Origin of the sequence: Aureispira sp. CCB-E (assembly GCF_031326345.1) — a bacterium.
Taxonomy (GTDB): Bacteria; Bacteroidota; Bacteroidia; order Chitinophagales; family Saprospiraceae; genus Aureispira.
Genome location: NZ_CP133671.1, coordinates 108,800 through 122,328 on the forward strand (window position 1 = coordinate 108,800; position 13,529 = coordinate 122,328).

The 13,529-nt window shown below is 35.0% G+C and carries 11 protein-coding genes; 5 read left to right on the forward strand and 6 right to left on the reverse strand.

Annotated elements, in window-relative coordinates; genetic code table 11:
- Positions 1-175 precede the first annotated feature (175 nt).
- Entirely contained in the window at positions 176-937 is a 762-nt protein-coding gene (locus tag QP953_RS00520) for a hypothetical protein (RefSeq protein ID WP_309553635.1), read from the forward strand.
- 150 nt (positions 938-1,087) lie between these two features.
- On the opposite strand, the gene QP953_RS00525 is transcribed toward QP953_RS00520, so the two are convergent.
- The 5 genes from QP953_RS00525 to QP953_RS00545 all read right to left on the reverse strand — a co-directional run bounded on the left by QP953_RS00525 (position 1,088) and on the right by QP953_RS00545 (position 7,039).
- Complete coding sequence (locus QP953_RS00525) at positions 1,088-1,723, reverse strand: outer membrane beta-barrel protein (protein WP_063833075.1); 636 nt, start codon at positions 1,721-1,723, stop codon at positions 1,088-1,090.
- A 327-nt stretch (positions 1,724-2,050) separates the two neighbouring features.
- Entirely contained in the window at positions 2,051-2,614 is a 564-nt protein-coding gene (locus QP953_RS00530; RefSeq protein WP_052595593.1) for an outer membrane beta-barrel protein, read from the reverse strand.
- A 537-nt stretch (positions 2,615-3,151) separates the two neighbouring features.
- Positions 3,152-3,847 carry an aminoacyl-tRNA hydrolase gene (pth, locus tag QP953_RS00535; RefSeq protein ID WP_081909518.1) on the reverse strand — a complete coding sequence of 232 codons (696 nt, stop codon included), beginning with the start codon at positions 3,845-3,847 and terminating at the stop codon, positions 3,152-3,154.
- 119 nt (positions 3,848-3,966) lie between these two features.
- A complete protein-coding gene (locus tag QP953_RS00540; RefSeq protein ID WP_052595595.1) occupies positions 3,967-4,557 on the reverse strand; it encodes a 50S ribosomal protein L25/general stress protein Ctc in 591 nt (196 codons plus the stop codon).
- Between the two features lie 226 nt (positions 4,558-4,783).
- Positions 4,784-7,039, reverse strand: a complete 2,256-nt coding sequence (locus QP953_RS00545) for a patatin-like phospholipase family protein (RefSeq protein ID WP_052595597.1) — start codon at positions 7,037-7,039, stop codon at positions 4,784-4,786.
- Positions 7,040-7,610: 571 nt separating this feature from the next.
- Between QP953_RS00545 and QP953_RS00550 the strand changes: the two genes are divergently transcribed.
- Together QP953_RS00550 and QP953_RS00555 are read left to right on the forward strand one after the other, a co-directional pair.
- Complete coding sequence (locus QP953_RS00550) at positions 7,611-8,576, forward strand: hypothetical protein (protein WP_052595599.1); 966 nt, start codon at positions 7,611-7,613, stop codon at positions 8,574-8,576.
- A 203-nt stretch (positions 8,577-8,779) separates the two neighbouring features.
- Positions 8,780-9,787 (forward strand): DUF2279 domain-containing protein, encoded by a 1,008-nt coding sequence (locus QP953_RS00555; RefSeq protein WP_309553636.1) that lies wholly within the window; start codon positions 8,780-8,782, stop codon positions 9,785-9,787.
- Positions 9,788-9,843: 56 nt separating this feature from the next.
- On the opposite strand, the gene QP953_RS00560 is transcribed toward QP953_RS00555, so the two are convergent.
- Positions 9,844-10,761: a TraB/GumN family protein gene (locus QP953_RS00560; RefSeq protein ID WP_197043818.1), complete on the reverse strand. Its 918-nt coding sequence runs from the start codon at positions 10,759-10,761 to the stop codon at positions 9,844-9,846.
- Positions 10,762-11,121: 360 nt separating this feature from the next.
- Between QP953_RS00560 and QP953_RS00565 the strand changes: the two genes are divergently transcribed.
- Positions 11,122-12,390 carry an FAD/NAD(P)-binding oxidoreductase gene (locus QP953_RS00565; protein WP_309553637.1) on the forward strand — a complete coding sequence of 423 codons (1,269 nt, stop codon included), beginning with the start codon at positions 11,122-11,124 and terminating at the stop codon, positions 12,388-12,390.
- 96 nt (positions 12,391-12,486) lie between these two features.
- A complete protein-coding gene (locus QP953_RS00570; RefSeq protein WP_309553638.1) occupies positions 12,487-13,203 on the forward strand; it encodes a peroxiredoxin in 717 nt (238 codons plus the stop codon).
- Positions 13,204-13,529: the final 326 nt, after the last annotated feature.

Genomic DNA, 13,529 nt, shown 5'->3' on the forward strand with positions numbered 1-13,529 from the left:
AACCTCTTTAATTTGTTTGCAGCAGTGGCAAAATTCTCTAAAGACTTCAAGTAATCATCCAGAAAAATAAGCAAGCTATTATTTGTTAGTAATAAACTTTTTCTTATTATGCAGCAGCTAACAACATATAGCCTGAGATTTTTATTTTTTTTCCCATTACATAAACAAAAGAGTCATGTATCGCATATTAATGATTGCCAATATTTTATTCTTTGTAATCGTTCTTATTATCAATACATTGGCAGTTACGTCCCCTTTTTGGGGGAAATCAATCGTTGAGTTAACAGATTTACATGCCAACATGCTCACACCAGAGCATTTTTCGTCTAGTATTTGGAGTATCATTTATCCCTTATTGAGTTTATCTATTATTGATCAAATAAAAACGGTGCTAAAAAAAGAAGCAGTGCCTAGAGAAGTTCAAAGTGTTGGCATTGGATTTATAATTACCTTTGTCCTAAACTGCGGATGGTTAATTGCTTGGGAAGCTGAATATCTTATTCTTTCTTTTGCAATAATTTTTTCTAATTGGCTAACCCTTATATGGGTTTATTACCGTTTGGTAGGGGTGGAAAAAGCACGATGGATTTATACCATTCCTTTTAGTATTTATTTGGCTTGGATTTGCATAGGTGCCCTTCTTCACCTCAATCTCTTACTCATTTACTTAGGATTTGACTTTTTTGGACTATCAGAGGAATACTGGACTGCCGCCTTAATTGTTATGGGGATTTTTGGAACATTATTAGTCTTGTACCTCAATCAAGACATTTGGTTTACATTAGTTTTAATATGGGCTTTTTTAGGAATTTTCTTGAGAAGCAAACGATTGTTCTACGAAAACAATTGGGTTACTATCATGTCTTTGTTTGCTATGGTATTTTTAGCTGTAGTAGGCACATGGACTCAATTCCGAAAAATAAAATCATCCGATTAATCTTCTCTCTTATATTATAAAAGTCGTCCCATCTTAACGAGCTAAAATGGGACGACTTTTAAGATATTCATGAACTTTTACGTTCACTTTTCTTCTATTAGAGTTAGCTGCGCTGCATAGTTTCAACCAGCTATAGTTATATCCGTTCTATTATTTTCTTCCTAGATACACTTGCAATCCTATTGAAAAGTCAAATGCATGTGTCAAAGAGTAACTTGTTGTCTCTACTCCATTTGCAGTCAAAATACTATTACTGCTTGCAAAATTATACTTTGCTAATGCTTCGATACCAATGTTATCATTTGAAAAAATCGTAAACCCTGGCCCAATACTGAATGCAAATACATTGGTTACGGCCAATTGTTGTTCGTTGTTTATGGTAATATTATCGGTAGAGTTTCCATATCCAAAATCAGTCTCAAAGAACAAGGCTTTGTCTCCAAAAGGAATATAGTATCGTAAGAAAGGTCCAAATAATAAGTCACTATCTAACTCGTCACGGTTATTGTTTTTTACCGTACTCAATGTGTAATCAATTCCAATACCTGTTGCAAAGTTATTAACAAAGAAATAACCAACAGATGGAGCGATATTAAATTGCGTTGCACTTGACCCTTCTGTTTCTGAACCATTGACACTTACGGTAGACGACGCTGTAGATAAGCCCAATTCTCCACCTATCATGAAGTTACCTTTCTTCGTTTGGGCTTCCATTGTATTAAACGAGAATAAGACAGTTGCAAATGCCAAAGTACTGGCGAATAATATTTTCCTTAAGTTAAGCATGTTTTTTCTTTTTTATTGATTAATAATAATTCATTTATTGATCATATTTTCATTTTATTGTGACATGACTAAATTAAAATTTAATAAAATCAATCAATCTAACAAAACAAAACACAATCACACAATAACCAGATAAGCAATACATTACACTACCAAGTCACTATATAAACAAAACAACCAAAACAAAAAAATGTTCATAAAAACCACTTTTAATTACACCTAAAAAATAAAATAAATTTTAATAATTATAATAAAATAAAAAAAGACCAATTGACAATAGCCAACTGATCTATATATATTTATAGACTACTAATCAAGTAGTTTCCATTATTTTCTTCCTAAGTATACTTGTAGACCTACAGAAAAGTCAAAAGCATGTGTGATAGAGTTACTAGTTGTCTCTACTCCATTCGCAGTCAAAATACTATTACTACTTGCAAAATTATACTTTGCCAATGCCTCAATACCAATATTATCATTAGAGAAAATTGTAAAACCTGGTCCAATACCTGCTGCAAATACATTGGTCACAGCCAATTGTTGTTCATTATTTACGGTGATATTATCTGTAGAATTCCCATATCCAAAATCGACCTCAAAGAATAAAGCCTTATCTCCAAATGGCACATAATATCTCATATATGGTCCAAATAACAAATCACTATCTAACTCATCACGTCTATTATTTTTTACCGTACTCAATGTGTAATCAACTCCAATACCCATTGCAAAGTTATTAGCAAAGAAATAACCAACAGATGGAGCGATATTAAATTGCGTTGCACTTGACCCCTCTGTTTCTGAACCATCAACGTTTACCGTAGAAGATGAAGTAGACAAACCTACCTCTCCACCAACCATAAAGTTCCCCTTCTGAGTTTGGGCATTCATTGCATTAGTTGTGAATAAAAGTGTCGCGAACGTTAATAAACTAAAGAATATTGTCTTTCTAAAATTAAGCATGTTTTTTCTTTTAATTGTTAAAAAAATAGTTTCTATACGTTTTACACTCACTTAAAAGCATTAAAAGAAACATATAATGTGTCTACAAAAACAACATACATATTAAAAATAAAGCTATAAAAAAGGTTAAATCAAAGCAAATGTAAACCTGTTCCATCAAGCAAAGAATTAACGTATTAATTGCGTTGCTTTCATCTATACAACATTGAGAAAATTATTTTTGTTTAAAAAAAAGTTAAAAAAAACATACTTTAGTTAAAGATGATAACATAAAAAAAGGTTCAAACAAAAAAACCAAAACCAACACAAATAACTGATAATCAAAATAAAATAAATATATAAAGTTGTTTTCCAAAATTTAAGCTTATTCTCTCATTTTACTATTTTTTCATATAAAACAAAAAAAGGCGGTGCTAATGCACCGCCCTCAAACAAGGCTTCTTAATAATTTTATTGCTCTATTCTTTAACTTTCGTTTCCGTCCTTTTCTTCCTTATTAGGCTTTTCTTTCTTTTTCTTAGGAGGCGCCATTAAGTCTTTATTTGTGACATTCATTGTTCTCTCCAAACCAATCGTCCCAAAATTTAAAACGCCTTGCCCTGCATGCTTAATAATTGCTGGCAAATCCGCTGCCTCTTGATTCGTCCAACGGCCTAGTACAAAATCAACTTGTTTGCCCTTGCCAAAACGATCTCCTATGCCTATTCTCAATCTAGGATATTGGCTTGTACTTAACAGTTGCTCTATATTCTTAAGACCATTGTGCCCCCCAGCACTCCCCTTGGATTTTACTTTTACTTTGCCAAAACTCAAATTCAGGTCATCCAAAATAACCAAAAGGTTGGAAATTTTGATCTTCTCTTTTTGCAACCAATAACGAATAGCTTGTCCACTTAGATTCATATACGTATTGGGTTTCAACAAAATAAATGTTCTCCCCTTGTGGCGAAACGAACCAACCATCCCGTAACGTTCACTCTTATACTGCACGTCAAATTTATCTGCTAAATAATCCACCACATCAAAGCCAATATTATGACGAGTACCGTCATAATCTGGTCCTATGTTCCCCAAACCTGTAATAAGATATTTCACACTATTCTCTATTTTTGAAGTTTCAAGTTCTTGATTGACAAACAGACGTTTTATAAACTTGAACATATTCATTAATTTATGAAGTGACAAGATACAACAAAAGACGTATTAGAAAATCCAATACGTCTTAAGATATTATATACCTACTCTTTGTCTTAAAAAGATAAAGAATATAAAGTTTTTTATTATTGAGCAGATTCTGCTGCTGATCTTGCTTCTGCAGAACGCAAAGCACGTGGTACTTCAACAGAAGCCAAAGGAATTCCACCAGCATTCATAATCTCGATACCTTCTTCTACTTGAATTTCACGTACACGGATAGATTTACCCAACATCAAGTGCTCAACGTTTACTTCAATAAATGAAGAAAGTTTATCTGGAGTAGTTTTCACCTTAACTTTGCGAATTTTTTGCATCAAAACACCACCAACTTTTACACCTTTGGCCGTACCAACCAATTTGATTGGAATTTCTGCTTTTACGCTTTGTCCTTCTACTAACTCCAACAAATCAACATGTTGAATAGCATCAGTAACTGGGTGAAACTGCACAGTTTTGATAATAGCATTGTATTTTGCGCCATCTAACTCAACCTCTGCTGTTCTAAATTCATTTGTATAAATCAAATCACGCAAAGCCTTTGTTGTAAGGCTAAAGTGAAGGTTTTTTTCGCCACCGTAAAGAACGCAAGGTACCAAACCTGCATTGCGTAGTGCTTTTGTACTTTTCTTGCCTAATTCAGTTCTTGAAGTACCTGATAATGCGATCGTTTTCATCTGAATATTTATATTTTATTCTAAGTAAATACTTTTCTTTTTGGACGTGCAAAGATAAAAAACTATTTATCATATTCAAAACAATGGCTTTAATACTTAAGCCTTTTATATCAAAAAACTAATACCTAAAAACCCCAAAACACCATAAGAAACTGAAAATCAAAAACATCCCCCTAAACAAAGGTGCGGTATTTTTTTTAGCTGAAATACAAAAAAAAACACTTTTTTACTTTATCAGCTCTTGCAAACGCTTTATACTCTGCTGATTTTCATCTAGGTTAATGGCATTCAAAATATCATTTTTTTCTCGTTGAGTTAAATGAAGACTCAACGAGGCTCGTTCATTCAAAATCGTTGGTTTGTACACAAAATCAACTACATCTATCTTATCATATCCTATTTTTGATTTCAGATAAGATACATAAGTATCATGGTGGTAATTTTGAATAGCATCTAAGGCAAAAACGGGTCCCAAAGGATTGAAAGCCAATTCGGATAATGATTTGGTCGTTGTCTCTGCAATTTTTTCTGCCTGTGCGTACGAACGAATTGATATAATTGTAATTCCACTAGTATTTTCTCTAATCCATTTTCTAAAAATAGCAGCAAATCTTGTGGCCGTTTCCAAACCAAAATTATCTCTAAAGCCAGCATCTACTAATGTTAGTACAGGATTCGTAGGCATTTGAACACTTGGAAAAATAAAAGGGAAGGTAGCATTCATTCTCAAAGCTGTGGCAAACCTCAAGTTAAAAGGATTGTGTTTTGAAAATAAAGCCCCATAATCTACCGCATCAATTCTAGATACTCGATCCTCTCCTTGATAACTAAATGGAGGCCGCATCATATAACTAACGGCATGGGGAGAAATGACCATCATTCGACTATCATTAGAAATCAATGGTGTAATAAACATCATTGGAATTAGTGCCTCTTCTTCTGGTTTTTTATAATAATTTAAGGACTCTCCCAATAAACCTTCTGTGTTTTCAATAAACTGTTGTTCAAAAATATATCCCCGATCTTGGCGGTAAGTATACCCATTCACCTCGCGGTTCACCCAAGGAATAAATATGTCATTCACCAAAAAAGTAAATGCTAAAGAGTTCATCAAATCTTTGGCAGTATAGTCCAAATATTTTTTATCGTACAAATCAATCTTTTTTCCTTTTTGCTTTTGATAGTACAACTCTCGATACAAAGATGCTCCCCACATTCCCCCCGAAGCTCCTGTCATCAAGACAGTATGTTTCATCAACTTTCCGTTCAAAGATTTATCAATTTCACGAATAACATGATTTGACCACAAACTAGCTCGGATACCTCCACCGCTAACGCACAACAATACCAACTTAGGCTTTCTCAACAATCGACTCTTTCCAAATTTATTTCGCCAACGCTCCAAAATCTCTAAAGTAGCCTTACTATCCTCTTTGTATCTTTCTTTTGAACAAATTGAATCCAACACTTCCACAGAATAATCCACATAAGGAGCATCGTAATTTAAACCATAAGCACTATTTTGATAAGAAAACCACCCCCATGACATCATCTGACTAATAAAGAAAAAAGCTGTCAACAAAAAAAGCACTTTCCATTCTTCCATCCAGTAGGTTAAGGCTCCTATAATAGTCGTCACAATGGACAGTAGTAACAATAGACTCGCTCCTGCTGGAATCCGAAATGGTTCGTACTCGACCATAGCCGCCATCAGTATCAAAGCGGTAATGCTTAAACTTTGTATGACCAAAGCATTCGCATGATTTTGACGAAACACACGCTCTAATAATTTGAAATTATAATGCTCTACATTCCGCACAATTCTCCATTGAAAATATTCCGTCAAAAAGAAATCGACCCGCCAAGCATTTTTATAAGGACCATTATCCATGATGTTTAATTGCCGCTCCTTTCTTTTGACAATAATTGCCTTTAGCATCTTGGACAACTTTAGCTTATTCAGTTTTCGATACGTTTGCATATCTGTATTGGTATACTGAAAATATAGCATAGAGCTTAGAACCATCAGAAAAGCCCCCAACAAAAACCCTAAACAATCAAACAAGATGCTGTACTCTCCTGTATATTCATTGTACCACTGAAAATGTACAATTTTGAATACATAGAAAATGATAAAAGTAACAGGAATGAAAAAGTTATTAAAACTAAATTTGGCAAAAGGTCGATACAAAGACGCTAAAAAAGGAAAACGATAACTATTTAATATATAAACACTAGTGTTCCAAGCAATAAAAAAACTTCCATAAGCCAAGCCAATTATAAAGAAACTCCAAAAAGTAACTTTTCCCATATATTCAGGATCTAAAAACATCTTATGAAATCCCATAGAGGACCCTATATTTCCATTTACTATAGCAAACAAAACTCCCCAAAGACTTAATAGTAGAATATTATGCTTCAGTTGTAGTTTTATTAATTGAATGGGAAACGTGTAATATATATTAGCTAAGCGTTCTTTCATTGTGCTGCCCCAAATGCATGTTACAAAATAATACTCCTTCAAAGATAGTATGGCACAAGCATTGCCATATAGTTATAAGGTGATTTAACGATTTATTTAAATAAATGATTATAACAATAATCTGCTAAAATCATGCTAATAGCTCAAAGGTAACTTTTAGTCCCCCTTATTCAGCTCGTAGCTTGTCTGTTAATTCCCTTTAGTCGTGGTCTTTGGCCTTTGTGTTATTAACACTAGCTGGCTCGGCAAGCTCAATTCAAAAAAGCTAAAAATGACAAAACGACAGTACAATAAATATAAGTTAGATATAAAATTTAGCCAACGATAGGTGATCATTTACTGAGACTAGACATTTATACAATTAGACGATTCTTTTTTTTACTACTAGTCCAATATGATTAATAATCAATGGCAAAATGTTACAAAACGACTACGGTTGGCAGACCTACTAAGGCTTAATCCTATTATTTTTGAGAAATACAATAATAAATTTTTATTTTTGTGTTCACTCTAAGATAAAATTTTGCTTGTAGAATCCCCGTAGCAGCTTCAAAATAATACTAGATAGATTATGAAACAACTTATCATACTCCTCTTAGGAATTTTCGTCCCTATGCTACTTGTAGCTCAAACTGACTCTGTCCGTTACACGCTTTCGGAAGATCGAGAATTTATCAAAGAAAGTGACTTTACTGGCTATACTTTTATTCCTTCTGAAGGAAAAATGAGTACAGCCCACTATCCTGATCCTATTGCTCCTGGAGTTGTAAAATTCTCCGTATTCAACTCTTATTTATTGGTTGATGAACGTGCTAGATACACTCCTGGTGGCATTGTTGACCCTCCAACCGATGACAAGCCTTACCGTTTGCGAATTTCTCGTATTGACAAAATACCGTATGGTTATCACATGAAGCTAATAGATCCAGAAAATAGAGACTTGCAAGGATATCTCAAGATTTATATTGATGGAATTAGCCAAGTAGACATGCTCAAATATCGTCCAAGTATGGCTGATCCTGAGCATACTTACATCATTGCAAGAACTAGCAAAGAACAATTACTTGAAGATGGGAAATTTTTCACGCACCAACAAGATTTTGATGCTCGAACATTGGATGAGTTTTGGGGCAAAGTACTTTATCCTTTTTTATCGCTCGAAAATCAATCTAACTTAGATTATCGAAAAATTTCTCGAATCTACCGTTCTGATGATGTTGATATCCGTTTCGAAGAAGAAACTGTCGCTAAGGGTAAAAAAGAAAAAATACTCCAATACATTATCTTTAATCAAAAAGATGGTACGCGCCGAAAACTATTGGTCAAGAAACTAAAAGAAATTGAGTATCAAAATAGAGATGCCAAGAGAACAGTTTTAGAGGTCGAAGTAAAGGACGAAAATACACAGGAAAATTACTTTATCTTAATGCATCGAGGTATCAAGTCTTATTTAAAAGCGATTGAATTACAGGACGAAAAAACCAGACAAAGTTTGCTTTATTATGAGATGCGTCGTGGAAAACGAATTATAGAATAACAATTACACTATTATTGCCAACTAAGCTCATAGAGTGCTGTTAGATAACACATTTTGTAGTGAACATAAGCTTGGAGCAACGAATGACTGGTAGGTTTCTGACACCTTATAACAAACATTCTGTTTTCAATCCATGCAAATCAATTGCATTTTTGTACTTTTGAGGCTTCTTTTAAAGCATTCGCTCTTGTTCCCTTATCATTATGAAAAATTGGCTCTTGTTTTTAATTCTATGTTGTAGCTTATCTGCCTCAGCACAAATAGATAGCATTTCGCTTCCAAAGCAAAAGCTTGGCTTTTTTGAGAATGCTCCTAGCTTTAATCAAAGCAGATTTTGGACCTTAACAGGGATAGGAATTACAGGGTATAGTGCTGTGACCATTGGTTTGGACAGGGCATGGTATGCCAATTACCCTCGTGGACAATTTCATTTTTTTGACGATTGGCAAGGCTGGCAACAGATGGATAAGTTTGGGCATGCTATGACTGGATATTTTGAGAGCAAATGGGCTGGCAATTTGTATCGTTGGGCGGGTCTTTCTCAAAGAGATGCTGCATGGGTTGGGTTTGGTACTGGGCTACTATTCCAAACTACCTTAGAAGTCATGGATGGATTTTCAGATCAATGGGGTTTTTCTTGGGGCGACATGGGCTTTAACGTCATTGGTTCGGGCTTGTATTTAGGTCAAGAATTGCTTTGGAAAGAACAACGCATCCGTTTAAAAATGTCTACCCATCGCCCACAATATTCTACGCAATTGTTCCAAGCTAACAACAGCATGGCTACCACTTCTATCAATGCACGTACGACCAATTTATTTGGTACAAGTCCTGCTGAACTTTTATTCAAAGAATATAATGGTCAAACAATATGGATGTCTGTCAACGTTGCTTCGTTTTTAAAGGAACGTCCTAATAATTTCCCACCCAAGTGGATCAATGTAGCTGTTGGATATGGTATTGAAAACTTTTTTGGTGCAGAAAGCAATACTTGGGAAGACAAAACAACTGGTGATCAATTTACAGCGCCACCTCAATACCAGCGCCACAGTCAATTTTTCTTATCTTTAGATATTGATTTTGAACGTATCCCAACCAAACACAAATGGCTAAAAACCGTTTTTGGAATTTTGAATATATTCAAAGTGCCTTTTCCTACACTTGAGGTCAATACTTTAGGGCAAGTAAAGTTTCATGCCTTTTACTTTTAAAAAAAGCCATGCCCCATATAGAGCATGACTTGTATATTAGTTAGATGTACTCCTCGTTATTTTGTCACTGGAGTAACCTTAAATCCTTCTTTTCTCAACAAACGAATGACACCTGTTTCACCTCCTAAATGCCCTGCTCCAACAGCATAAAATGTTGGTGCTTCTTTAGACATTTCGATGATCTGTGGAATCCATTTTTTATTTCTATTATCCAACATTTCTTCTTGACTACCCATTTCGTCTAAGTCGCCTTGCATTGCCTCTAACATACCATCAACATCTTGTGCCTTATAATAAGTTACCATTTTAGCAAACTCATTCTCTCCTCCTTTACCCTCTTTTAAATTTTTAATCATTTCAACCAAACCTTCGGCTTGTGTTTTGTAAGGAATCGAGTTAAATACCGCCATTTGATCGGCAACTGTTTCCAATCCTCCAAAAGCCATATCCGCTTCTTTTGCTTTGGATGTCAGTTCCATTTCATACATCTTAACGGGACCGTCAATCATTTCCATATACAAAAGAGATTGCAATAACATGGGTTGCCAGTTTTGAGCCATCCCAAACGTCATTTTTGCTTGTGGTGATTTAGCTTCTTTTGTAAAATAACTTTCAATTATCTGATAGTCCTCTTCTGAAATTAGGTCTTTTAATGTTTCTCCACCTTTCATTGGCGCTAGTTGCATCATTTGAACCGCCATCACCATTTGCTGACTCATGTCCATTTCCATCACCAATTTTTTGGTTTTCTTAAAGGCTTTTTCCATTGATTTATCCCAAAAGAAATCGTCTGCTCCAATCATATGAATGGTTCCAAAGACATAAGACGGCTTAATTCCTTTTCCCGTAACTTTCCACAACAGACTTTTTTCTAGTTTTCCATCTTTTGGAGCATCTTTTTGTGCTGACGCAGGTGCGAAAGAACAAGCCCAACATACAGTAATGGCCAAAAGAGTAGAGAGTGCTTTAAACATTGACATAATTTTATATTGTTTACTTGAATAATTTCTCATATTTTATAATCGATAACCGCACCATAATAGCGCAGCTAAGTATTATTGATAATAATGATTATCTAAACCAAAGAGTTCAAATTCATTGCCAAATAACGACTAAGTGTCATATTTACAGGTTAAAACTACTGTTAATACAGTACAATGCATCCAAGGTACTCTATTAATTGAGTTCTTATTTTATCACATCCCCTATTCCTTATCTTTGTTGCTAATCATATTAAAAAATAGTCATATGTGATTTACATCACAAACCCTGTCAACATTATGGCTTAGCTTTGTAGCATTAGAATCATTGCTATAATTATAAGCCTATTTATTATGACACACACACATCAAATCGTCATTATTGGTGCTGGAACAGCAGGCATAACTGTCGCCGCTCAATTACAAAAAAAAGACAGAACCTTAGACATTGCCATTATTGATCCTGCTACGACACATTACTACCAACCCGCATGGACACTTGTTGGAGCAGGAACCTTTGATTATCAAAAAACAGCTCGCCCTATGGCGACTTTAATTCCCAATGGTATCAACTGGATCAAAGAGGCAGTTGCGTCATTCCTCCCTTCTTCTAATCAATTGCAGCTGAACAATGGCTCTACTGTTTATTACGATTATTTAGTAGTTTGCCCTGGCATCCAAATCAATTTAGGAGACATCAAAGGGCTAAAAGAAACCATAGGCAAGAATAATGTTTGTAGCAATTACATTGATGCTAAATACACTTGGGAAGTATTGCAAAAATTTAGGGGAGGTAATGCTTTATTCACGCAACCTTCTACCCCTATAAAATGTGGTGGGGCACCCCAAAAGATAATGTATTTGGCGGATGATTATTTTCAGCAACAAGGAATAAAAAATGCGACCAATGTTATTTTTGCAACACCAGGCTCTGTTATTTTTGGGGTACCTGATTTTGCCAAAACATTACTACAAGTAGTTGATAGAAAAGCGATCAATCTAAAATTTTTCCACAAATTGGTCAAAATTGATGGTACGAATAAGGTAGCTTATTATGAAATTACAAAACTAGACGACTACAACCAACCTATAGAACACAACCCTAATCCTAAAGTAAAAGTGCAACAAGTGGCTACTAGGCTTGTAGGTATTCCTTTTGATATGCTCCATTTAGCGCCTCCTCAATCGGCTCCTGATTTTATTAGAAATTCTCCTTTGGCACATCGAGAAGGTCCTAGCAAAGGTTGGCTCAATGTCGATCCAGCTACCTTACAACACAATATCTATCCCAACATTTATGGTTTGGGCGATGCTGCTGCGCTTCCTACCGCCAAAACAGGAGCCGCTATTCGAAAACAAGCACCTGTTGTTGTCCAACAAATTATCAACACCCTCAAAGGCAGCTCTAAAGAACTGACCTACAAAGGTTATTCTTCTTGCCCGTTGGTAACAGGATATGGAAAAATGGTCTTAGCAGAATTTGGATATAATAATGTTAGAATGTCTGACCCCTTAATATCCAAATTTGTAGATACTGCGAAAGAAACCTATAGTATGTGGCTATTAAAAAAATATGGTCTTCCCTTTATGTATTGGAATTTAATGCTAAAAGGAAAGGCTTAGAATGACAATATCAAAATACATTTTATAACAATCAATGCTTTGTCGAAGCATTGCACGAATTGGGCAACAGTTCCACAAAGCACTAAAAACAAGATTATGGAATTAAATGAAGAGCAAGTTGTTATCTCAATGCCTAGAATTGGGGATCCTGCTCCTGCTTTTTTAGCAACAACAACCCAAGGAGAAATTAATTATCCCTCTGATTATTTGGGGAAGTGGAGTATCCTTTTTAGTCATCCTGCTGATTTTACTCCGGTCTGCACTTCCGAATTTATGACTTTCGCAACTTTGGAGAAAAAATTTGAAGCCGTCAACTGTAAGTTGATTGGTCTGTCTATTGATGGCTTATATAGTCACATTGCTTGGCTGAGAACGATCAAAGAAAAAATTGCCTACAAAAACATGAAGGATGTTGAGGTAACATTTCCCTTGATTGATGATATCACCATGAAAGTAGCGCATAAATATGGTATGATTCAACCCAACGAGGATAGTACCAAAGCTGTTCGTGCCGTATTTTTTGTTGATCCTAAAGGAATTATTCGTGCCATAATTTATTACCCATTAAGTTTGGGACGCAATTTTGATGAGTTGTACCGTGTTGTCGTAGCCCTTCAAACCTCCGATGCGTTTAATGTCGCAACTCCTGCGGATTGGCAACCAGGCGATGATGTTATTGTTGGACCAGCAGGTTCTTGCGGAACGGCAAAAGAACGAATGGATGATGCAGCTATAGACTGTCAAGATTGGTTTTTCTGTACCAAAAAACTGTCTAAAGAAACAGTTATGGAAAATGTGCTAAAGAAAGATTGATCCAATCATTGTTATTTCATGCCTCAAGATATTCCTCTCATTACGCAGTCAATTAACCCATCCATCATATCCATGTATCCCCAAAAACAATTGAACGAGTTTTGAGTTCCCCCCTCAAAACTCGTTTTTTTTCATTCATGCTTCCGACAAAACTACTCAATTAATTACCAAAACTATACTTTCATTTCCACTACTACTTTAAAACTCCTTTATAATAGCTTGAGTAAGTGGTCAGAAAAAATAAGAACAAAAAATGGGATTATTTTTTTGCTAAAAAAAAAAGGAAGGCTTAGCGAGCTAAGACAAGTTTTTTTGATGAAGAGTAG